Source organism: Chryseobacterium sp. GQ58 (assembly GCF_059758895.1).
The window spans coordinates 382,419-404,794 of the sequence record NZ_JCAXEH010000001.1; the positions used below are offsets into that span (position 1 = coordinate 382,419).

Genomic DNA, 22,376 nt, shown 5'->3' on the forward strand with positions numbered 1-22,376 from the left:
TTATTTATTTTTGATTAAATTGTTCAGACTTAAAAACACAACAATGATCAGAACTGTAATTATCGAAGACGAAAAACCCGCTGCAAGAAAACTGGAAAGAATGTTGAGCTTGTTTCCGGAAATAGAATTAGTTGCCAATATAGAATCTGTAGAAGAAGGCGTAGAATGGTTTTCCGAAAACGAACATCCGCAATTGATTTTTTCAGACATTGTTTTAGGAGACGGCCTGTCATTCGATATTTTCGGGAAAGTGCCAACAAGTGCATTCATTATTTATACAACGGCTTTTGATCAATATACTTTGAAAGCGTTTAAGCTGAACAGCATCGATTATTTACTAAAGCCGATTTTGGAAGAAGATCTTTCCGGAGCTATTGAAAAGTTTAAATCATTTCTTCCGTCCGGAAATTTGGTAAGTTCGCACGAAATAAGGCAGTTGATCAAGACCGAAAAAACAACATTGTCGAGAGTTTTGGTGAAGATCGGCTACAATTTAAAGATCGTTCAGACACACGAAATAAGCTGCTTTTTCAGTGAAAACAAAATAGTTTATTTGCAAACTCAAGACCGGAATTATCCTTCAGATTTTACTTTGGATGAGCTGGAAAATATTTTGGATGATAAGAAGTTTTTCCGTGTGAATAGGCAGTTTATCATCAATTCAGATTATATTAAAAATATTCATACATCTCCGAATTATAAAGTTGAACTCAACTTTCAGCCTGAAGAAGAAATTACAGTAAGCCGCGAACGCGTAAAATATTTTAAAGACTGGTTGGTAAGTTAAGTTTATAATTAAAGATTTATTCTATAAAACAAAACCCGAAACAAAAGCTTCGGGTTTATATATGTTTACGAAATAACTCCGCTTCCGATCAGCTCATCTTCAAGATACCATGCCGCAAACTGGCCTTCCGCAATTGCCGATTGCAGCTCTTCAAATTCTACATAAAAAGCATTTTCAAACTGATAAATTGTAGCTTTCTGAAGTTCTTGTCTGTAACGGAATCTCGCCATTACTTCCATCGATTCTCCATTTTGCAGTTTCATATCTTCACGTACCCAATGCAGCTCGGAATTATCAATTTTTAAAGCTTTTTTGTGCAATCCCGGAAAGCGGTGACTTTCACCAACAAAAATGATATTGTTTTCCATGTCTCTGGAAATAATAAAACAGCTTTCTTTATGGCCGCCGATTCCTAAACCTTTGCTTTGCCCAATCGTAAAAAATTGAGCGCCTTGATGTTTTCCGATTACTTTTCCGTCGGATTTTTTATAATTGATCTTTTGGCTCAAAAATTCTAATTCTTCTTCTTTTGACGAAAAATCTGGTTTTTCTTGTGAAAATAAAGGAAAATCTTTAAAAATTTCAACAATTTTACCTTCTTTTGGAACCAATTGCTGTTGTAAAAATTGTGGTAAACTTACTTTTCCGATAAAGCACAATCCTTGAGAATCTTTTTTATCAGCCGTTACCAATCCTATTTCTTTTGCGATTTCCCTTACTTGCGGCTTCGTCAATTCACCAATCGGAAACAATGCTTTCGACAACTGATCCTGAGACAACTGACACAAAAAATATGACTGATCCTTATTATTATCTTTTCCTGCTAAAAGATGAAAAATTTCTTTTCCGTTTTTATCAAAAGTTGAATTTACTCTTGCATAATGCCCGGTTGCAACCTTGTCGGCACCCAAAGACATTGCCGTTTTCATAAAAACATCGAATTTTACTTCTCTGTTGCACAAAACGTCAGGATTCGGAGTTCTTCCTTTTTGATATTCCTCAAACATATAATCTACGATGCGCTCTTTGTACAATTCGCTCATGTCGATCACCTGAAACGGGATTCCTAATTTCTGGGCAACCATCAAGGCATCGTTACTATCTTCAATCCACGGGCATTCGTCTTCCAAAGTCACGGATGCATCATTCCAGTTTCTCATAAACAAAGCCACAACTTCATGACCCTGCTGCTGCAACAAATACGCTGCAACGCTGGAATCGACACCGCCCGATAATCCTACAACTATTTTCATACTATTATTTCTGATAAAGTTTTTATCTTTATCTTAACGCTTGCAAAATTACGATAATACTTTTTGCGAAAAAAAAGATAATTTAAACATTGATAAAAACGATTGTATGAAAAACTTGACTTTACTATTTATGCTTATGTTTTGCGGACCTGCATTTTCACAGGTTTCTGTATCAACACCTTCATCAGAAGCTAACAAATGGACTTTTGGAGGCGGAATTGGACTTGGCTTCGGAAGTAATTCTGCGTTTTACCTTTCGGCTTCACCGCGTGTGGGATATAAAATCACCAATAATTTGGAAGGTGGAGTAGTGGGAAGTGTTTCTTGGCAAACTTCAGATTTTTACAGCTCAACAATGTTTGGAGTTGGCCCTTTTGTGAATTATTATTTTGCAAGATCTTTTTTTGTAAGCGGAAACTTGCAGCAATATTTTATCAATTATAAGGATAAGTTTTATGATTTTAAAGCCAATCAGCAAGAAACGGCTCTTTATTTAGGAGGCGGATATATGCAGCAGATTGGAAACAATTCTTTTCTGCAATTGGGATTAATGTATAACGTTTTGTATAAAGAAAATCAAAGTATTTTCTCCAGCGGTTTGGTCCCAAATATTGGTTTTGTGGTGGGATTATAAATCAACGATTGTCATTCAGACGAAGGAGTTTTCCTAACTATTTTAATTGAATATATTTTATCGTTAAGTTTAGAAACTCTGAATAATAAAAAAGCACCGAGAAAATCCCGATGCTTTTATTTATAAATTAATTATTATTAAGATTTTTCAGCAGCTGACTTTTTGGTCTTCTGAGTTTTTCCTTGTAGTCCGTCTTTAGCTTCATTAAGATCTAAAACTACAGTTTCACCTTCATTGAGCTGTTTATTCACAAGCATTTCAGCCAATAAATCTTCGATGTATTTCTGGATCGCTCTTTTCAGTGGTCTTGCACCGAAATCCTTATCCCAGCCTTTTTCAGAAATAAAATCTTTTGCTACTTCCGTCAATTCTACTTTGTATCCTAATTTATCAAGTCTTTTGTAAAGCTTGTTCAATTCAAGATCAATGATTTTTTTAATATCATTCTGTTCAAGAGAGTTGAAGATCACAATATCATCAATTCTGTTTAAGAATTCCGGTGCAAATGCTTTTTTAAGGGCATTTTCAATGGTACTTCTTGTTCTTGAATCAGAGTTAGATTTCTTAGCAGTTGTTCCAAATCCTACACCATCACCAAAGTCTTTGATATCCCTTGTTCCGATGTTTGAAGTAAGGATAATAATTGTATTTCTAAAATCAATTTTTCTACCTAAACTGTCGGTAACGTGGCCTTCATCCAAAATCTGTAACAGAATATTGAATACATCAGGATGCGCTTTTTCGATCTCATCTAAAAGAACTACAGCATAAGGTTTTCTTCGTACAGCTTCAGTTAATTGTCCGCCTTCTTCATACCCAACGTATCCCGGAGGCGCTCCAACCAATCTTGAAACAGCGAATTTTTCCATGTATTCACTCATGTCAATTCTGATCAATGCTTCGTCAGAATCGAAGAGTTCTCTTGCCATTACTTTTGCGAGCTCAGTTTTTCCGACACCAGTTGTACCAAGGAAAATAAAGGTTCCGATTGGTCTGTTTGGATCTTTTAAACCTGTTCTGTTTCTTTGGATCGATTTTACTACTTTTTTTACTGCATCTTCTTGGCCGATAACTTTTCCGTTCATATTATCGTCCATCTGAGCTAGTTTATCAAGCTCGTTTTTACCGACTTTCGTTACCGGAACGCCGCTCATCATAGAAACTACTTCGGCAACACTTTCTTCAGATACGGTTTCTTTTTTCTCTTTTACATCTTTATCCCATTGATCCTGAGCAGAATTCAATTCCATTTGAAGTCTTTCTTCTTCATCCTTCAATTTTCTCGCTTCAAGATAATCCTGCGCTTTTACAGCTTTCTGCTTCAATTCTTTGATATCTTCGATTTTCTTCTCAAAATCAATGATTTCGGTAGGAACTTTCATGTTTTTGATATAAACACGGGATCCTGCTTCATCCATCGCATCAATTGCCTTATCCGGTAAAAAACGGTCTGTAATATATCTTGATGTCAAATTGACACACGCCAAAATTGCTTCCGGAGTATAAATTACATTATGATGTTCTTCATATTTATCTTTGATCTGATTCAGAATCTGAATGGTTTCATCAATCGAAGTTGGTTCCACCATTACTTTTTGGAATCTTCTTTCTAAAGCCCCGTCTTTTTCAATGTATTGACGATATTCATCCAAAGTTGTTGCACCGATGCATTGAATTTCACCTCTTGCCAAAGCAGGTTTAAACATATTGGAAGCATCTAAACTTCCTGTTGAGCTTCCTGCTCCAACGATGGTGTGAAGCTCGTCGATGAATAGAATTACATCACGGTTTTTTTCCAGTTCCGTCATGATGGCTTTCATTCTTTCTTCAAACTGGCCACGATATTTTGTACCTGCAACCAAACTTGCCAAATCCAGCGTAATCACTCTTTTACCATAAAGAACTCTTGAAACTTTTTTCTGTTGAATTCTTAAAGCTAAACCTTCGGCGATGGCAGATTTACCAACTCCAGGCTCACCGATAAGCAACGGATTATTTTTCTTTCTTCTTGATAAAATTTGTGAAACCCGCTCAATTTCTTTTTCACGACCGATCACCGGATCCAATTTTCCGTCTCTAGCCAAAGAAGTCAAATCTCTACCAAAGTTGTCCAAAGTAGGAGTCTTGCTTTTTGCAGAGCCCAAATTTCCTGTAGGCTTTCTCATCTGCTCAAATTCTTCTCTGTCGTCATCATCATCATAAGCACTCATTTGCGGTGCCTGTCCGGAATTTTTCAGCAGTGTCTGATATTCTTTTGAAACTCCTTCATAATCAATATCATAAGCTCCTAAAATATTTGAAGTAGGGTCCTCATATTTGTATAGAATACCCAAAAGCAAATGAACGGTATTAATTTCGTTGCTTTTATATTGACGGCATTCTAATTCGGCACGTTTTATGGCATGATCTGCCATTTTGGTGAATGAAATATTGGTGACCTCCTCAGAAATAGGATTTAAACTCGCTGTATTTAAAGTTTCAATTTTTCTTCTGATTTGTGTTAAATCGGCATTGAGGTTTTGAAGGATTTCTTTCGCAGAGTTTTCTGTTTTTATAATACCTAAAAGTAGATGTTCTGTATTAAGAAATTCACTTTTCAGCCGCTTAGCTTCATTTTTGCTTTGCTTGAACACCTGGCTCAAGCCTTGTGAAAACTTATAATCCATAATATTGTTTCTCAAATTAGAACTACGATAACAATTATCGTTTATTCTCTAACTAAATTACAAATATTTTACCAAAAATCAATTAATGACTTTATGGCAGAAAAAAGTTTTAGTATCTTACTGAAAATGACTAAGTTTGTTATCCATAAATTTTCCTTATGAGTCCTGAAATTGCCAGTTATATAGGATACGCCGCTTCGGTTTTTATTGTCTTAAGCTTTGCTTTAAAAAATTTAAGACATATCCGGATTGTTAATCTGATTGGATGTATTTGTTTTGTAATTTATGGCATTTTCAACGGCATGCTTTGGCCGGTAATTATTCCGAATGGGCTGATTTGCTTTGTACAAGCCTACTATTTAATTAAAGGAAAAAAGGCTTAATGGGCAAAAAAAAGGTTTTAACATCGGCATTCAGCAATTTATATACGGATCAAAGAATAGAAAAAGTCTGTCAAACACTTTTCGAAAACGGATATGATGTTGAAGTGATCGGAAATGACTGGAAAGGAGCCGAAAAAATGCAGCGACCTTATCCTTTTTCCAGAATAAAACTTCATTCGAAGACTTTAAAAACAGCTTATTTTGAATTTAACTGGAAACTTTATAAAGAATTAAAGAAAAAAGCTGACGAAAATACCATTCTTCATGCCAATGATCTTGATGCGTTGCTGCCAAATTATCTTTTATCTAAGAAATTGAATATTCCGCTCGTTTTTGACAGCCATGAAATTTTTTCTGAAATGCCAGCCGTTCAGGGAAAGCTTTCACAAAAAATATGGAGATTTCTTCAAGGAAAACTTATCCCGAAAATTGATTTTATGATCACAGCCAGCACAAGCTATGCTAAATGGTTTAATAAAAAATATGGTGTAAACCCTGTTGTTGTTCAAAACTCGCCCAGAAAGTTTGATTTTGACATTGATGTTCCTGAAAATAACCCTAAAATAATCTTATACCAAGGCGCAATCAATCCGTTTCGCGGAATTGATAAAGCCATTTTGTCCATGCATCATCTTGAAAATATTGTTTTTAAAATTGCCGGAGATGGACCGAAAAAGCAAGAATACGAAGATTTGGTGATAAAAGAAAGTCTTCAGGATAAAGTTAAGTTTTTAGGAAAATTGTTGCCGGAAGATTTAAGAAAAATCACTTCGACGGTGGATGTCGGAATGAGCATCGAAGAAAATGGCGGCGAAAGTTATCTCTATTCGCTTCCGAATAAAGTTTTAGACTGTATTCAGGCAAGGGTTCCGTTGATTTTGTCGGATCTTCCTGAAATGAAGAATATTAAAAGTCAATTTGATATTGGAGAAATTATAAAAGATCACCAGCCTGAAAATATTGCAAAAGCCATCAATTTAATTTTAAATAAAGGAAGAAAAAATTATCTGGTTGAACTTGAAAAGGCATCAAAAGCGCTTTGCTGGGAAAAGGAAGAAATAAAACTTTTGCAGGTTTTTGAAAAAGCTTCGGAAAATAAGAAATGAATCTAAATATTTGTTTTTGGTTATAATTTTTTAATAATTTATCTTTAATTGTAAAAAATTCTTTTAAAATTGATATGTTTAATATTTTATTAATTAATGCGATTTTTAAAAATTTTAATAGTCTAACAAAAATTCAACAAAAAAGATAAAAACTCTAAAATTCGTATCTTTGCCTAAAGAAATTGTAGAAATGACCATTAAAGAAAAACAGCAGGAAATAATCGACGAATTTGCTTTTCTTGAAGATTGGGAGCAAAAATATGAGTACATTATCGATCTCGGAAAGGAGCTGAAAGGTCTTCCTGAAGAAAAGAAAACAGATAATAATCTGATCAAAGGCTGCCAAAGTAAAGTATGGATAGATGCTGAGTTTAAAGATGGAAAATTGTTTTTCGATGCAGATTCTGACGGCATTTTGCCAAAAGGCATTGTTTCTTTGCTGGTAAGTATTTATAGTGGTCATTCAACGCAGGAGATTTTAGATTCTGATTTCGAATTTATCTCCGCGATCGGATTACAGGAGTTTTTGTCACCTTCCAGAGCCAACGGATTGATGGCGATGACAAAACAGATCAAATTTTATGCTGTTGCGTATCAACTAAAATCTTAGTCTTGACAAGAATTTTAGCATATCGTTTTTCCGCATTTGGTGATGTTGCAATGACAGTGCCTGTGTTTCGTGAGTTTTTGGAACAAAATCCGGATGTTGAAATCGTAATGGTTTCAAGAAGTAATTTTAAAGATTTATTTACCGGAATCCCGAACGTAATATTTAAAGGAATTGATTTTGATGATTATAAAGGGTTTTTAGGAATCAGAAAATTGGGGAGAGAGCTTTTAAAGGAGTTTAAGCCCGATTACGCTGCAGACCTTCATGATGTGATTCGTTCAAAAATCCTGGATAAAATTTTTGTAAGAAGAGGCTTAAAGATTTTTAAGATCAACAAAGGAAAAGAAGAAAAAGAACATCTTACCAATGTCTGGAATTTGGAAAAGATGCAGCTGAAAAAAACGGTTGAGCGATATGCTGATGTTTTCAGGGACATGGGTTTTAATGTGCAGCTTTCGCATCAGCTTAAGCCTATTTGTAATGAAAAACAAGGAATTGGCTTTGCTCCTTTTGCTCAACATAAAGGAAAAATGCTTCCTTTGGAAAAGTCTTTTGAACTTGTAAAGATATTAGCGAAAAAGAATACCGTTTACTTTTTTGGTGGCGGAGAAAAAGAAACTGAAACCCTTGAAAACTGGGAAAGACAAATTCCAAATACCAAAAGTCTCGCGGGAAAACTCAATCTCTCCGAAGAGTTGAACAGGATCGCACAACTTGAAGTGATGATTTCAATGGATTCTGCTAATATGCATTTGGCCAGTATTGTAGGCACAAGATGTGTTTCCATTTGGGGATCAACTCATCCCTACGCCGGATTTTTAGGGTTCGGACAAAGTGAAAAAGATGTCGTTCAGATCCGGGATTTGACTTGCAGACCATGTTCGGTCTTTGGTGATAAAGAATGCTACCGCGGAGATTGGGCCTGCCTTGAAGAGATCAATTTGCAACAAATTATTGATAAAATATAAAGAATGAAGCTATCTATATGCATTCCCGTTTATAATTTTGATGTTCGGAATCTTGTTGAAGATCTTAAAAAAGAAATAAACGAAAATAATATAGATGCAGAAATTATTTTAATTGATGATGCTTCAGATGAGACATTTAATATTATTAATAAAGAGCTTTCAGATAAAGTAAAAAACTTTATTTTTCTTGAAAAAAATGTCGGACGATCGAAAATTCGAAATCTTTTTTTGAATTATTCGAAAGGAGAGTATTTGTTGTTTCTGGATTGTGATGTAAAAATAGATAATACTAATTTTCTAAGCAATTACATACAGAAAATCGACCAAAACAGCGCATTGGACTTACTTTACGGAAGCTTTAAAATTTCCCCGCAATATTATCAAACGCTTAGAAATAAATATTCTTTAGAAAGAGAGATTCCTATTAACGGAAAATCTGATTTTTCGACTTTTAAGACTGTTAATTTTGTTATTAAAAAGGAGGTTTTTAATATGTTCCCCTTTAATGAAGAGTTGACTAATTATGGGTATGAAGATTATTTTTTTGCTAAAAAATTAGAGTTTAAAAATGTCAAATTTTTAGCAATTACTAATCCCGTCATTCATGTTGACGATACCCAAAATGATGTTTTTCTAGCTAAAACTGAAACGGCGATCAATTCTCTATTTCAACTTTCTCAAAAAAAGGAAAATCATATTTTCATAAAAGATATAAAGGTTTACAAGATTGCACAAAAAATTAAAAAAGCGGGTTTGAGGTCTTTGATTTTATTTTTTTACAGCTTTATCGAAAAAAAGATCATTAATAATTTACTTTCAGATAATCCTGAAATAAAATATTTAGACTTTTACAAACTTGTGTTATTGCTAAAAAAGATAAATTAAACTTCCTTAAATTCCACCTAAAAAATTAAAAAAATGGCTGAAAGTATGTGCTTCATCCAAAAGAGATAAATTTCCTGTTATCTGATTCAGGGAAAGAGTAGTTGTAAGTTGTGTTCCGTTGTCCCATGTAATTTTGTCACCATGATTTGTAAAAGGTTTTGCTAATCCATTTGCTCCTTTTATACTTACATCAACAAAGTGAACAGGATTGCTGTTGTCCGTGGCAATTATAGTAAACTCTCCATAAGTGTATGCGGCGATCTCTGAGTCATTTGGCTCGTTGCTTTCGTCCACATAATGTACAAAACTAACACGAACCAAAGTGTTTTTAACGGGTAATTTTTTTAAGATAACATTATTTCCCGGCCTATAACCTCCTACGGTTGTATTGAATCCTTGAGGTGCATATTGTACCTGCCCATTATTAGAATTTACATAAAGAGGCATTGATTCCAATGATGAATTGGGTTTGTTTGGTAATGATATGTCGCTCAGCCTTAATGTACCTTCGATGTCTAATGTTTGCTGAGGATTGGTCGTGTTAATGCCCACTTGGGAAAAAGCAACACCATAAAATAGAATTGTTGCTAAAAGGCTAAATTTTTTTTTCATTTCCTAATTTTTGATCAGATTTAACTTATTCATTCTTGTGTAAGTAGAATCGTACTATTAAAAAGCTTATGCTTGCTGTATAACTAGTGAGTTTGCAATAAAGATTAAAATATTAAGAAAATTATAAAGCTGCGAATAATAGTTGAACAAAGGTATTTGTTAGCTTCTTGTCATACCAATAGCTTTACTACTAAAATATACTGAAAACTACTAAAACTAATATGTGGAAGGCTAGACTGCTCACAATGAGAAGTTGCAGACGTGAAATAGCTGAGATAGATTTTATTTAATATTCAGAAAACAAAAAAAATCTCCCAATACATTGAGAGATTTTGTGGGCCCTGAGGGATTCGAACCCCCGACCCTCTGGGTGTAAACCAGATGCTCTGAACCAACTGAGCTAAGAGCCCTGAAATTTTTGTAAAGGCTTCAGTATCCTTTTTGTGGGCCCTGAGGGATTCGAACCCCCGACCCTCTGGGTGTAAACCAGATGCTCTGAACCAACTGAGCTAAGAGCCCTAGACGATTTCTCGTTTTGAGTGGTGCAAATATACACGATTATTCTTTATGTGACAAATTTTTTTCTAAAAATTCTCCTACTACAAAGTTGCTTCCACCGACAAAAATAAGATCATCATCTGTAGATTGTTGTTTTGCAGAAAGATAAGCTTCCTGTACAGTATCGAATATCGTGTAATTAATTTTAGCTTCCACCAAAAAGTTTTCATAATCTTTCGGGTGACGGCCACGATTGATAGATGGTTTGGCAAAATAAAAGTCAGAATTTTCAGGCAGAATATTCATCACTTCATCTATTTTTTTGTCACTTACAAAACCTAAAACAATATGCTTGTGTTTCGGAATTGTATTAAGTTGAGAAAAAACCTCTTCCAAGCCAGCTTGATTGTGTGCGGTATCGCAAATAGTCAGCGGGTTTTGAGAAAACTCAAACCAACGGCCTATAAAACCTGTATTTTGATGAACGTTCAATAAACCTTTTTCTAGAATATTATCAGAAATATTTACATTTAATTTCCTTAATTCTTCAACTAAACATAAAACAACTTTGATGTTTTTTTGCTGATAATTTCCTTTTAAATCTGTTTTTAAATTTGTTTGGATACTTGTCGCATCAATGAATTCAGAATTTTCTTTGGAAGCTTTTTCTTTAATAATATTTCTTACAATTTCAGTGTCATCGCCAAAAATCACAGGAATATTATGTTTAATAATTCCGGCTTTTTCCCAAGCAATTTCTTCGATTGTATCTCCCAAAATATTCTGATGATCCAGCTGAACATTTGTGATCGCAGAAATCAACGGTGTAATTATATTGGTAGAATCCAGTCTTCCTCCCAAACCCACTTCGATGATGGCAAAATCGACTTTCTGCTGATAAAAATATTCAAACGCCATAATTGTTGTAAACTCAAAAAAAGAAGGAAGAATGTCATCCGGAAGTTTTTTTAGCTTAAGAATAAATTGATAGACAAATTCTTTATCACAATTTGCACCGTTCACTTTTATCCGTTCCGTGAAATCAATAAGATGAGGTGAATTATATAATCCGGTTTTAAAGCCCGATTCTTGTAACACGGAAGCCAGCATATTGCTTGTAGAGCCTTTTCCGTTGGTACCACCAATATGAATGCATTTTATTTTGTCTTGCGGATTGTCAAAAAAAGCACAAAGTTTGGTAATATTTTCCAAACCAGGTTTATATGCTTTTTCCCCGTCGAGCTGATAATTCGGAGCCTGAACGAAAAGCCATTCAACGGCTTCTTTATATTGTTCGTTTGTCATGCTGCAAAATTCTCAAAACTTTCATTAAAATGAAACAATATTTTTTTAAAATTGTAACTTTTTTGCATTCTTTTCGTCTAATGTAGAAAAAGCGTTATGAAAAAAGTTTTGATTATGATTTTGGGATTTACTTTTCTGGGTGCAAATGCACAGAAAAAGTGGTCTTTGAGAGAATGTGTAGACTATGCCGTAAAGCATAATTTACAGGTTATCCAAAATGAATATTCAAAACAAATTCAGGATGTAAATCTGAAAATTGCACAAAAAAATTACCTTCCGTCGGTTTCTGCAAATATGGGGAACAACGTAAGTTTTGGGCAATCTGCTTTCGGAACGGGAAGTATCAGAAATGACAGATTCAGTAATAACGCCAATATCGGAGCAGATGTTTTGCTTTACAATAACGGAAGACTGGAGAAAACGATCAGAAAAACGCAGTTTGATGTAGAAGCAAGCCAATATGATATTGAAACGATACAAAATGATATCTCATTGCAGATCGCGCAACAGTATCTGACAACTTTGCTGAATAAAGAAATTGTAAAAATTGCACAAAGCGCAACCGATAATGCTAAAAAGCAGTTTGACAGAGCAAAAATAACAACAGAAGTAGGTACAACCGCACAAACCATTATGGCTGAAGCCGAAGCTGCGTGGGCACGGGAAAAACAAAACCTTAAAACCGCAGAAATCAATGTTGGAAGAAGCTTGTTTGCTTTGGCCCAGCTATTACAGCTGGAAGATTATAAGGATTTCGATGTTGAAGATGTTGAGGTTTCCGAGCAGCTCAGCCCACAACTGATATCCGTTGATGAGGTTTTAAATACAGCTTACCAGGAACAACCTCAAATTAAAGCTGCAGAAAGCAGAATAAAATCAGCCGAAGCTCAGACAGAAGTGACAAGAACAGCATTTTGGCCAACCCTTACGGCAAATGTGGGAATCGGAACTTTTTACAACAACTTGTTGAATACGAATAATATAGGGTCAGATAAGTTTTATGTAAGTGAAAGCAGATTCTTTCAGCAGTATAAAGACAATTTTGGTCAACAGGCGGGCGTTTCTCTGAATATTCCAATTTTTAATAAAGGAATTACAAAGCTTCAGGTTGAGCAATCCAAAATAAATGAAAGCATTGCCAAAACTACTTTAGAACAGCAAAAGCAAACTATAAGACAAAGTGTACAACAAGCTCAATTTGACGTTGATGCCAATTATGAAATTTATCTTGCAGCTTTGGAAGCAGAAAAAAGTACAAAACTTTCAATGGAATTTGCAGATAAAAGCTATGCAGCAGGAAGGACGACCATTTATGATTTAAATATCGCAAGAAATAATTACGCAAATGCGCAAGGTTCTGTAGAGCAGGCAAAATATAATTATCTTTTCAGTCTTAAATTATTAAATTTCTATGCGGGAATTCCGCTAAGTTTGTAAAATGTCTATTCAGTCTTTAGAAAAATATTTACCTCAAAACACGCTTGATCATTTAAGGAAATGGTTTTCAGATTATTATATTCATATTAAAATTACTAAAAACCGAAATTCGAAGCTTGGAGATTATCGCAAACTTCCGGATCGGTCACACGAAATAACAATAAATTCTACATTAGCGCCTCAACTTTTTTTCTTTGTGCTCACCCACGAGTTGGCGCATCTTATCGCTTTTGAAAAATACGGACGCAGAATTTTACCACACGGAACCGAATGGAAACTGACTTTCAGGCAGATGCTGCTGGAAAGCATTGAGGTTTACGAAGAGGCTTTAAGGCCTATTATTATTAAATTTTCCAAATCTCCGAAAGCAAATTTTATGTCGAGCCCGGATCTCGTTAAGTTTTTCCACATTGACAGTCATGATGATAGCTTTCAATTCATTGAAGAAATGCAGAAAGGAGAATTTTTTGTTTATCGAGACGAAAAGTATTTATTAGAAGGTCTTGTTAAAAAAAACTATCTTTGTATGAATCTGGCTACAGGAAGGAAGTATTCTTTCAAACCCTTGGCAAGAGTGAAAAAATGTAGTTAAATATGTCAAAATCAGATAAATACTGTGTGATTATGGCGGGAGGAATCGGCAGCAGATTCTGGCCCTTGAGTACACAGAAATTCCCTAAGCAGTTTCAGGATATTTTGGGAACCGGCAGGACGATGATTCAGCAGACTTATGACAGAATAAGCAAAATCATTCCGAAGGAAAATATATTTGTAATTACCAATAAGGAATATGTAAGCCTTTCTCATCAGCAGTTACCGGAAATTCCGGAAGAAAATATTGTTGGCGAGCCTTTAATGAAGAATACATCAGCCTGCAATCTTTATATGGCAAATAAAATTGCTGAAATAAACCCTGAAGCGACGATGGCGGTTTTACCTGCCGATCATTTGATTCTGAAAGAAGATGTATTTTTAGAAAAACTGGAGCTGGCATTGGATCTGGCATCAAAGAATGATTATTTGGTAACGCTTGGCATCACGCCGACAAGGCCGGATACAGGATACGGATATATTCAGTTTGTAGAAAAGAAAAAGTCAGATTATTTCAAAGTAAAAACCTTTACAGAAAAGCCTATTCTCGAAATTGCCAAAAGCTTTCTGGAAAGCGGAGATTTCCTTTGGAACGCCGGAATTTTTATCTGGAATGTAAAATCTATACAACAGGCTTTTGAAATACATCTTCCGGAGATGACTCAGCATTTTACCGCTTGCGAATACAATGCAGACACAGAAAAAAGCTGTATAGAAACCATTTATCCTAAAGTTCAGAAAATCTCTATAGATAACGGGATTTTAGAAAAAGCCAAAAATGTTTATGTAATTCCTGCGGATCTCGGATGGAGCGATCTAGGAACCTGGACTTCAGTTTTTGAAAACAGCACAAAAGATGAAAATCAAAACTCCGTAAACACAAAAAACTGCTTATCCTATCAATCTGAAGGAAACATTATTCATGTGAAAAATAACAATAAAGTAATCGTTATAGACGGGTTGAAAGATTTTATTGTTGTAGATACAGAAAAAGTTTTACTGATTTGCCCGCGAGAACACGATCAGTTGATAAAAGATTATGTTTTAGATTTAAAAAATCTTAAAAAAGGGGACAAATTCATGTAAAATATTGGCATAATTTCTGCCGCATTTTGAATTATGATAAAAAGTACGATCAAAATAAGTTTCATCTTTTTTTTAATCTTTGGAGGCTTCGTGCTTGCGCAGCAGAAAAAGAATTCTTTTCATATTCGGAATGTTTTGACAAAAATTGTTCCTAATAATAAAATTGATTTTTGGGCTTTAGTTTATAATAATTATGGAAGAAATGAAGAAATAAAAACTTCAGGAACCAAAAAAGATTATATTCCCCAGTTTTCAGGTTTTAGTCTTGCTCCGGCAGATGAAAGCTTTTATTATATCGTTTATTCTAAAGCCGGAAATTTAAATTATATAACCGAAATCAACGGCCTTAAAGAATTAATTGGTAAAATTGATAATGCTGAAGAAGCGGCACTTTCAGCGGTTTTGGATGGATATATTATCGACGAACAGTTTACAGATGTTGCCGCAAATTATTATGAAGATAGTGCCAACTATTATTTAGATTTGGGGAAAGTTACTTCCAAAGAATGTCCTTATCAGAAAACACATTTTACGCTTACCGTTAATAAAGTTTCCGGGAAAATTTCTAAAGTGGAAGACAACGGAACTTATATTGAATTGTATACAAAAAAATGCCCCAATAATCCGCGTCTTTTAAAAATAGAAAAGAAAGAAGAACCGCAAGATGAGCCTAAGAAAAAACCTGTCAAAAAGCGAAAATAAAGTTTATGAAACTGAAAGATTGATTATCCGGCCAATGTCTTTGGACGATGCAGATCTTATTTTTGAACTTTACAATATGCCAAAATTCATTAAATTTATAGGTAACCGAAACATCAATTCTTTTTCGGATGCGGAAAATTATATTAAAGAAAAATTTTTGCCGCAATTTGACAAATTAGGTTTCGGAAATTATTTGATTGTTTTAAAAGATGGGAACAAAAAAATAGGCGGCGTCGGAATTTTTGAAAGAGAAGGTTTGGAAATTGTAGATATTGGTTTTTCTGTTTTAGAAGAATTTGAGGGAAAAGGATATATGTTTGAAGCTGCACAAAAAGTAAAATCTATCGGAATGGATGATTTTGGACTGAAAAAAATTTCCGCGATTACCACAAAAGACAACTTTTCTTCACAAAAATTAATTGAAAGATTAGGATTAAAATTCAAAAAAATGGTTATACTTCCAAATGATTCGGAAGAATTGATGTATTTTGAAACAGAGTAATTTGCAGTTCTTTGTCATTCTGACGAAGGAAGAATCTAATTTAAAGATTCTTCATGTCACTTCGTTTCATTCAGAATGATAATTGTAAAGCTATCCTTCTAAAATCTGTTCAGCAGCGGTTTTTGAAGTTACTTTTTCAATTACTCTTTCGCAAATACCTTTTTCATCAAAAATAAAAGTTGTCCGCACAATTCCCATATACGTTTTGCCAAAAGTTTTCTTCTCCTGCCAAACTCCGAATTTCTCAATAATTTTGTGGTTTTCATCAGCAATAAGATCATAAGGAAAAGAAAATTTGCTGTGAAAATTTTTCTGTTTTTTTACAGAATCTCCACTTATTCCCAACAATTGAAATCCTGCTTTTTCGAGTTCAGAATAGTTATCGCTTAGATTGCATGCTTCAACAGTACAAGTTGGAGTATTGGCTTGAGAATAAAAGAAAATAACTAGCTTTTTTCCAATTAATTTTGATGAGTTTACTTTTTCTCCATCTTGATTTGTTCCTTCAAATTCCGGTAATTTGTCTCCAACTTTCAGCATAATGATTTATTTTTGCTCAAATTTAATGGTTAAATGACAAAAAAGCAAAGAGCCGAGCTTGTTCAGTCCGAATTAGAAAAATTATATCCCGAAGTTCCCATTCCTTTAGAGCACAGCGATGCATTTACTTTAATGGTTGCGGTTGCGCTTTCCGCACAAACGACCGATAAAAAAGTGAATCAAGTCACGCCCAATCTTTTTAAAGTTGCCGGAACACCGGAAAAAATGGCTCAACTGGAAGTTTCAGAAATAAAAGAATTGATCAAAGAAATAGGACTTTCAAACACGAAAGCCAAAAATCTGAAAAGAATGGCCGAACTCTTACTTGAAAGACATAATGGAGTGGTGCCACAAACCTACGAAGAGTTGGAAGCTTTGCCAGGAGTAGGTCATAAAACAGCTTCTGTGGTGATGAGTCAGGCGTTTGGCTTTCCTGCTTTTCCTGTTGATACACACATTCACCGATTAATGAAGCAATGGAAACTGACTTCAGGAAAGAATGTAATTGAAACCGAAAGAGATGCAAAAAGTATTTGGGCGGAAAGTGTATGGAACAAACTTCACCTTCAGATTATTTTTTACGGAAGAGAATATTCTCCCGCACGCGGAAAAGGTGAAAAAGATTTTATTACAAAATTGATGTTCGAAAAGATTAAATAAAAATCCCTTTTAAAAGGGATTTTTTTGCTCAATAAAAGGCTTTTAGCTAGTTCATCTTCTTCGCCCAAAGCTCCATTTTTCTGTTCAGAACATCTAAAGGAAGACAGCCCTGACTTAAAATTTCATCATGAAATTTCGCTAAACTGAATTTATTTCCAAGCTCTTTTTGGTATTTATCTCTCAATTCGCGGATTCTCAACGAACCAATTTTATAGCCTAAAGCTTGTCCCGGCATTGCCATGTATCTTTCAACTTCGGCAGTTGCTCCGGCTTCATCGTAAGCGATATTGTTAAGGAAATAAGTGATGGCTTCTTCTCGGGTTATTTTTCCGGTATGAATTCCTGTATCTACAACTAGACGAACAGCGCGTAACATCTGATCACTCAAATAGCCCATTTTCTGATAAGGATCTGTATAAAGCCCGAATTCCGGACCTAAAGTCTCACAATAATGCGCCCAGCCTTCACCATAAGCGCCAAACCACCCAAATCTCATGAATTTTGGAAGCTTTTCATTTTCCTGTTGTAGAGAAACCTGATAATGATGTCCGGGAATTGCTTCATGTAGAAAAAGAGACTCCATGCCTGAAGTTACATTGAATTTTGAAGGATCGGGAAGGGGCATATAAAAGATGCCTGGCCTTTTACCGTCCGGAGTTCCCTGAATATATTCCGCACTTGCGCTTGCTTCCCGAAATTTTTCGGTCTGTCTTATTTCAAATTTAGTTTTCGGCGTTACGCTGAACATTGTATTCAGTTTCGGAGTTATTTTAGCTAAAATATCATTAAAACCCTTCAGAACTTCTTTCGAGGTTTTATAAGGCATCGCTTTAGAATCTGTTTTTACAGAACTGATAAATTCTTCTAATGTTCCGGAAAAGCCAACCTGCTGTTTTACCTTTTCCATTTCAGAACGAAGCATCGCCACTTGTTGCTGTCCGATTTTGTTGATTTCTTCCGGTGTTTTGTCGGTTGTCGTCCAGCTTTTTACATAATATCGATAAATCTCATTTCCATTCGGAAGACTGTTGTAACCGTCTGTTTCTCTGGATTTAGGCAAATATTCTTTTTCAAGGAAGTCGCCCATTTTTGTGTATGCAGGAATTATATTTTTCGCAACAGCTTCTTTATAAAGTTCTGTATATTTTTCTTTTTGGGCTTTAGTGAAATTTTTAGGAAAGTTTTTTACCGGACCAAAGAAAATATTCTTTTTAAAATCCTGAGAAATAATTTCTTCTGCTCTCATTTGAGGAATCATTTTGATGACCAGTTTTCTTGGCAGAACTATTTTATTGTTAATTCCTTCACGGAAATTTTGTGCAGCAGCATCCATCCATGCCGGGAATTTTTCCATTCTTTTTAGCCAGTCTTCATAATCTTTTTCGGTGTTAAACGGCTGGCTTCCTTGTCCGCTTCCATATAAAGGAAAATTGAGCGGTAAACCTGTAAACTGGCTGAAAGGAATATATTCAGGATGATATGCGTAAGCTTCAATCTTGTCTTTTAATGTATAATCCAAAACATCATACACCACTTTATCATCATCCGAAAGGCTTTTGTAATCTACATTTTCAAGCTTTTTCTGAATCGAATGATAAAAGGCAATTTCACCTAAAATAAAATCCTTATCAATATTGATCGGAAGCTGATCGTTGTACCTTAAATCTCCTTGCGAAGTGGCTTCCAACGGATAAAGTTTCAGGTATTGCTCATAATAATTGGCTGCAATAGAATCTAGATTGGTTGGCGTCACTTTCGTAAGCGGAGAATCTTCTTTTTTGCAGGCTGTTAAACTTATTACCAAGCATAAACTTAATATTGTTTTAAATAAGATGTTTTTCATTTTAGTATCTTTACTCAGCAAAAATAGATAATATTAGAAAACAACAGATTGAAAGTATTTATTTTAATAAAATAATTTTCAAAATATTTTAAACATTCACACAATTTTTTATCTTTGCTGAAAACGTTTAACATTCATAATATATTACTGTTCTTTTTTTAAGAAATAATGAAAGGGATTTTAAAAATTTACCATCCGGACGAAACTTTAAAGTACAATATAAAAAGCACTTACTGCAAAGCTGTTTATAGTAATCAAAAACATTTTCTGGAAGTAGAAATCATAACGGACGATGGGCTCGATCATGTGGATGACGATTCTTTGCAGTACAATTTTCCTCAGCTTTCGCTGAAAGTTTACGATTTCCCGATAGATTCGTCGGAGATTGAAGGGAAAACCATTCAGATCAATGATGCTGATGATGAGATTTATACAGAAGTTGATCTTTTTGATGACGAAGATGCTTTTATATATGATAATGATCTTATTTTTGAAAACAACGAAGAAGGCGAGCTTCAGGTAATCTGGAAAGGAAATATTGATGATTTCTACACGGGATCGGACAATCCTTTACCTTTCAGGCTAAAATGTGAATTTAAGCAGGAGCCTATTGAAGTAGACGAAGATTAATCTTACCCCGATTTAAACTATATTAATTTCTTTTCAAGACTTTTGGAAAGAAATTTGCTTTTTTTGATGTTATCTTTGTTTTAAGACTTTTTTTAAGCTTATTTTAAGATAAGAATTGATAATAATCCTTTATTTTTGTCGTTTAAAACCATTATAAATAAACAAATTGATGCTGTTAACAGAACTTACTCAGATTTTATTTGCACAGGTTGCTGCGCCTAATGTGGTTGCTGAAAAACTTGAATTTTCATTCTGGGACATCCTGTTTCATGGTGGAGCCTTCGCTAAAATAGTGATGGTAACTGTTTTGACGCTGGGTGTTTTTTCGGTTTATCTTTTTTTTGAAAGATTTTTCTATATAAAAAGGATGTCTTCAAAAACAGATTCCAATTTTATGAACAATATTGAAGACTTTATAAAAGAAGGAAAGATAGAAGCGGCTGCAGATTACTGCAAAACGCAGAATTCGCCGGAATCCAGAATTTTGGAAAAAGGGATTTCAAGATTAGGAAGACCCGTTTCAGACATTGTAAGCGCAATGGAATCACAAGCGCAAATAGAAGTAGCGAATATGGAAAAAAATCTGAACCTTTTGGCAGTCGTTCCAAGTATTGCTCCGATGTTGGGGCTTTTGGGAACGGTAATCGGGATGATCATTGCGTTCTTTGATTTGTCTAATGCTGAAGGTGCATTTTCACCAAAAACGCTTTCCGAAGGTATTTATACGGCATTAGGACAAACAGCAGTTGGTTTGGCGGTGGCCATTCCGGCAAATTTTTTCTATAATATTTTGCTGACAAGAATAGACAAATTTGTTTTGAGAACACAGAATGTGTCCGGAGAATTTTTAGATATCATCAATAAACCTTTATAGAATCTTATGAAAATTCAAAGAAGAAATAAGGCGCACCCCGAATTTAGTTTGGCAGCGATGACAGACGTTATCTTGCTGATGCTGATCTTTTTTATGATCACATCGTCAGCGGCTAATCAGAGTGCGATTGAAGTAAAGCTTCCGCAAACCGGAAGTATAGATGATAATATTCCAAATCCGATGACCGTAAGTGTAAAGCCGGACGGAACTTATTATGTAGATGATAAACCTATAAGCAGAGAATTGGTAGAACAAACGATTGTGGGAAATTTGCAGAACAAAACAGCAAAATCATTTACTATAAGAGCTGATGAAAACACAATGCATAAAGATGTTGTTTTTTTAATGGAAATTGCTGAGAAAAACAAACTCAATATCGCAATAGCAACGGTAAAAGAATAAGCAGAAGAATTATGAGAGGTTACGTAATAAACAAAGACGAACATAATAGAGACAAGGTAAAAAGTGCGGTACTTTCTGTACTTATCTGGTCTGCTATTTTGCTGTTCGTTTTCATTTATAAAATGAAGCCTACGCAACGGGAAAAAGAACCCGAACTGGTAACAACAATGCTTATTAATTTCGGTGACAACAGAAACGGAGCCGGAATTGAAGAACCTGCCAATCAGGAAGGAAGCTTAGCCGCAAAAGTAGACGAAACAACTTCTGAGCCTACAGAAAATAATGTTGCGGAGCCTAAAACAATCATTAAACCGCAACCTGAAAATAAAAAAACCGAAACTAAAGATAAAATAGTTACCGGAAACAATACAAAAGTTACCGTTCCTAAAAAGGATGATTCTAAATCGAATAAAAAATCTACAGCGAGCTCTACTACAAAAAAAACAACTAAAAGTTCTGCAACAACGGCCAACTCAAAAACTGGAAAAGGTGACGGAAAAGGAACAGCAGCTATTGGAAACCTCATCAAAGGAAGAGGAACAAAAGCGGGAAGCCAAGGAACAGGCGAAGGAATTGGAAATGACGGTGATCCTTTGGGCGGCGATGGAAACGGTGACAGCAAGGTTGGGATAGATCGAAGGCTTGTTGGTTATATTCCAGGGACAATGGGGAGAGGCGGTGCACAGCCAAGCCACAACTGCTCTGCCGGAGGATCGATCACGATTTCTTACACGGTTGATAAAGCCGGAAATGTAGTTTCTGCAAGGCGTTCGGGTGGTGTTTCAGATCCTTGTGTAGTTTCGACATCGGTTTCCTGGGTGAAGAAATACGTGAAGGCTGAAAAAGCCAGTGTTTCATCCACCGGAAGTTATAAAATTACATTCTAAAAATACAAAAGCACTTTATTCAAGTGCTTTTTTTATTTTATATGTAGATATTTATTGTTTTTATTTGCCATATATAATCGCCTAATCATCATTGTTGTTTGCCGGGAAATTCGTTATTGGCGATTTCATTGATTCTGTTAATGACAGGAAGTGCAAAAATTCCGCTGGTTTTTAAATATAATTCATAAAACGTTTTTGCTTTGTCTAGAAAATCATTATTATGGGCTTGTATTCCTGTGAAATAGAAAAGATTTCCGAGCATTTCGTAATAATCTTTGTGGTCTCTTTCCTGTCTTTCGTTGACGATTTCGATCAGCTCTTCTTTCGGCTTTGAAGAAATTTCCGTAAAATCTATTTTAAATATATCTTTCATTAAAGAATTAAAATCCAATTCTTTCTGCATTAAACTTTCTTCAGGTTTGTCTAAAATCAATTTTTCCAATGCCTGCGTTAATTGTCGGATTAATCGTAATGTGAATTCTTTATCTGTGATCCTAAACGGGTTAAAGTATTTG

General features: G+C 34.8%; 24 protein-coding genes and 2 tRNA genes. 17 read left to right on the plus strand and 9 right to left on the minus strand.

Going from position 1 to position 22,376, the window contains the following annotated elements; translation table 11 throughout:
- Positions 1-43 precede the first annotated feature (43 nt).
- Positions 44-787: a LytR/AlgR family response regulator transcription factor gene (locus AC6CHK_RS01775; protein WP_498092970.1), complete on the plus strand. Its 744-nt coding sequence runs from the start codon at positions 44-46 to the stop codon at positions 785-787.
- 65 nt (positions 788-852) lie between these two features.
- Here the strand turns inward: AC6CHK_RS01775 and mnmA are convergent, their stop codons facing one another.
- Entirely contained in the window at positions 853-2,040 is a 1,188-nt protein-coding gene (gene mnmA, locus AC6CHK_RS01780) for a tRNA 2-thiouridine(34) synthase MnmA (protein ID WP_498092972.1), read from the minus strand.
- 106 nt (positions 2,041-2,146) lie between these two features.
- Between mnmA and AC6CHK_RS01785 the strand changes: the two genes are divergently transcribed.
- Positions 2,147-2,674 (plus strand): hypothetical protein, encoded by a 528-nt coding sequence (locus AC6CHK_RS01785; RefSeq protein ID WP_498092974.1) that lies wholly within the window; start codon positions 2,147-2,149, stop codon positions 2,672-2,674.
- A 137-nt stretch (positions 2,675-2,811) separates the two neighbouring features.
- On the opposite strand, the gene AC6CHK_RS01790 is transcribed toward AC6CHK_RS01785, so the two are convergent.
- On the minus strand, positions 2,812-5,340 hold the full coding sequence (locus tag AC6CHK_RS01790) for an ATP-dependent Clp protease ATP-binding subunit (protein WP_498092976.1): 2,529 nt from the start codon (positions 5,338-5,340) through the stop codon (positions 2,812-2,814).
- 158 nt (positions 5,341-5,498) lie between these two features.
- Here AC6CHK_RS01790 and AC6CHK_RS01795 point away from each other — a divergent pair, with 158 nt between their 5' ends.
- The 5 genes from AC6CHK_RS01795 to AC6CHK_RS01815 all read left to right on the plus strand — a co-directional run bounded on the left by AC6CHK_RS01795 (position 5,499) and on the right by AC6CHK_RS01815 (position 9,292).
- Positions 5,499-5,723 carry a uroporphyrinogen decarboxylase gene (locus tag AC6CHK_RS01795; protein ID WP_498092978.1) on the plus strand — a complete coding sequence of 75 codons (225 nt, stop codon included), beginning with the start codon at positions 5,499-5,501 and terminating at the stop codon, positions 5,721-5,723.
- The gene (locus AC6CHK_RS01800) at positions 5,723-6,829 is read left to right on the plus strand and encodes a glycosyltransferase (RefSeq protein WP_498092980.1); all 1,107 of its coding nucleotides are present in this window, start codon (positions 5,723-5,725) and stop codon (positions 6,827-6,829) included. The genes AC6CHK_RS01795 and AC6CHK_RS01800 overlap by 1 nt, the downstream gene beginning before the upstream one ends.
- A gap of 190 nt (positions 6,830-7,019) precedes the next feature.
- The gene (locus AC6CHK_RS01805; RefSeq protein ID WP_498093869.1) at positions 7,020-7,439 is read left to right on the plus strand and encodes a SufE family protein; all 420 of its coding nucleotides are present in this window, start codon (positions 7,020-7,022) and stop codon (positions 7,437-7,439) included.
- Positions 7,440-7,441: 2 nt separating this feature from the next.
- Positions 7,442-8,407, plus strand: a complete 966-nt coding sequence (locus tag AC6CHK_RS01810; RefSeq protein ID WP_498092982.1) for a glycosyltransferase family 9 protein — start codon at positions 7,442-7,444, stop codon at positions 8,405-8,407.
- Between the two features lie 3 nt (positions 8,408-8,410).
- Positions 8,411-9,292, plus strand: a complete 882-nt coding sequence (locus AC6CHK_RS01815; RefSeq protein WP_498092984.1) for a glycosyltransferase family 2 protein — start codon at positions 8,411-8,413, stop codon at positions 9,290-9,292.
- Positions 9,293-9,298: 6 nt separating this feature from the next.
- Here AC6CHK_RS01815 and AC6CHK_RS01820 read toward each other — a convergent pair whose 3' ends face one another.
- The 4 genes from AC6CHK_RS01820 to AC6CHK_RS01835 form a co-directional block, all read right to left on the minus strand.
- Positions 9,299-9,904, minus strand: coding sequence for a hypothetical protein (locus AC6CHK_RS01820; RefSeq protein WP_498092986.1), 606 nt, complete (start codon positions 9,902-9,904; stop codon positions 9,299-9,301).
- A 335-nt stretch (positions 9,905-10,239) separates the two neighbouring features.
- Positions 10,240-10,314 (minus strand) — tRNA-Val (locus AC6CHK_RS01825).
- A gap of 34 nt (positions 10,315-10,348) precedes the next feature.
- Positions 10,349-10,423 (minus strand) — tRNA-Val (locus AC6CHK_RS01830).
- A 39-nt stretch (positions 10,424-10,462) separates the two neighbouring features.
- The gene (locus AC6CHK_RS01835) at positions 10,463-11,707 is read right to left on the minus strand and encodes a bifunctional folylpolyglutamate synthase/dihydrofolate synthase (RefSeq protein ID WP_498092987.1); all 1,245 of its coding nucleotides are present in this window, start codon (positions 11,705-11,707) and stop codon (positions 10,463-10,465) included.
- Between the two features lie 96 nt (positions 11,708-11,803).
- On the opposite strand from AC6CHK_RS01835, the gene AC6CHK_RS01840 reads away from it, so the two are divergent.
- From AC6CHK_RS01840 to AC6CHK_RS01860, 5 genes are read left to right on the plus strand one after another with little or no spacing between them, the layout of a single operon-like run.
- Positions 11,804-13,144 carry a TolC family protein gene (locus AC6CHK_RS01840; RefSeq protein WP_498092989.1) on the plus strand — a complete coding sequence of 447 codons (1,341 nt, stop codon included), beginning with the start codon at positions 11,804-11,806 and terminating at the stop codon, positions 13,142-13,144.
- Position 13,145: 1 nt separating this feature from the next.
- Positions 13,146-13,736, plus strand: a complete 591-nt coding sequence (locus AC6CHK_RS01845; protein WP_498092991.1) for a SprT-like domain-containing protein — start codon at positions 13,146-13,148, stop codon at positions 13,734-13,736.
- Between the two features lie 2 nt (positions 13,737-13,738).
- Positions 13,739-14,821 carry a mannose-1-phosphate guanylyltransferase gene (locus tag AC6CHK_RS01850; protein WP_498092993.1) on the plus strand — a complete coding sequence of 361 codons (1,083 nt, stop codon included), beginning with the start codon at positions 13,739-13,741 and terminating at the stop codon, positions 14,819-14,821.
- 33 nt (positions 14,822-14,854) lie between these two features.
- The gene (locus AC6CHK_RS01855; RefSeq protein WP_498092995.1) at positions 14,855-15,523 is read left to right on the plus strand and encodes a hypothetical protein; all 669 of its coding nucleotides are present in this window, start codon (positions 14,855-14,857) and stop codon (positions 15,521-15,523) included.
- Positions 15,486-16,025 carry a GNAT family N-acetyltransferase gene (locus tag AC6CHK_RS01860; RefSeq protein ID WP_498092997.1) on the plus strand — a complete coding sequence of 180 codons (540 nt, stop codon included), beginning with the start codon at positions 15,486-15,488 and terminating at the stop codon, positions 16,023-16,025. Before AC6CHK_RS01855 ends, AC6CHK_RS01860 begins: the two co-directional genes overlap by 38 nt.
- Positions 16,026-16,115: 90 nt before the next feature.
- Here AC6CHK_RS01860 and bcp read toward each other — a convergent pair whose 3' ends face one another.
- Complete coding sequence (gene bcp / locus AC6CHK_RS01865) at positions 16,116-16,565, minus strand: thioredoxin-dependent thiol peroxidase (protein ID WP_498092999.1); 450 nt, start codon at positions 16,563-16,565, stop codon at positions 16,116-16,118.
- A 33-nt stretch (positions 16,566-16,598) separates the two neighbouring features.
- Here bcp and AC6CHK_RS01870 point away from each other — a divergent pair, with 33 nt between their 5' ends.
- Entirely contained in the window at positions 16,599-17,225 is a 627-nt protein-coding gene (locus AC6CHK_RS01870; protein WP_498093001.1) for an endonuclease III domain-containing protein, read from the plus strand.
- Positions 17,226-17,271: 46 nt separating this feature from the next.
- Here AC6CHK_RS01870 and AC6CHK_RS01875 read toward each other — a convergent pair whose 3' ends face one another.
- The gene (locus tag AC6CHK_RS01875) at positions 17,272-19,068 is read right to left on the minus strand and encodes a DUF885 domain-containing protein (RefSeq protein WP_498093003.1); all 1,797 of its coding nucleotides are present in this window, start codon (positions 19,066-19,068) and stop codon (positions 17,272-17,274) included.
- A 168-nt stretch (positions 19,069-19,236) separates the two neighbouring features.
- Here AC6CHK_RS01875 and AC6CHK_RS01880 point away from each other — a divergent pair, with 168 nt between their 5' ends.
- The 4 genes from AC6CHK_RS01880 (at position 19,237) to AC6CHK_RS01895 (ending at position 21,861) form a co-directional block, all read left to right on the plus strand.
- Positions 19,237-19,698 (plus strand): hypothetical protein, encoded by a 462-nt coding sequence (locus tag AC6CHK_RS01880; RefSeq protein ID WP_498093004.1) that lies wholly within the window; start codon positions 19,237-19,239, stop codon positions 19,696-19,698.
- A 169-nt stretch (positions 19,699-19,867) separates the two neighbouring features.
- Positions 19,868-20,572 carry a MotA/TolQ/ExbB proton channel family protein gene (locus tag AC6CHK_RS01885; RefSeq protein WP_498093006.1) on the plus strand — a complete coding sequence of 235 codons (705 nt, stop codon included), beginning with the start codon at positions 19,868-19,870 and terminating at the stop codon, positions 20,570-20,572.
- A gap of 6 nt (positions 20,573-20,578) precedes the next feature.
- A complete protein-coding gene (locus AC6CHK_RS01890) occupies positions 20,579-20,974 on the plus strand; it encodes an ExbD/TolR family protein (protein WP_498093008.1) in 396 nt (131 codons plus the stop codon).
- Between the two features lie 11 nt (positions 20,975-20,985).
- Positions 20,986-21,861 carry a ferric siderophore ABC transporter substrate-binding protein gene (locus tag AC6CHK_RS01895; protein ID WP_498093010.1) on the plus strand — a complete coding sequence of 292 codons (876 nt, stop codon included), beginning with the start codon at positions 20,986-20,988 and terminating at the stop codon, positions 21,859-21,861.
- 88 nt (positions 21,862-21,949) lie between these two features.
- Here AC6CHK_RS01895 and AC6CHK_RS01900 read toward each other — a convergent pair whose 3' ends face one another.
- Positions 21,950-22,303 carry a hypothetical protein gene (locus tag AC6CHK_RS01900; RefSeq protein ID WP_498093012.1) on the minus strand — a complete coding sequence of 118 codons (354 nt, stop codon included), beginning with the start codon at positions 22,301-22,303 and terminating at the stop codon, positions 21,950-21,952.
- Positions 22,304-22,376: the final 73 nt, after the last annotated feature.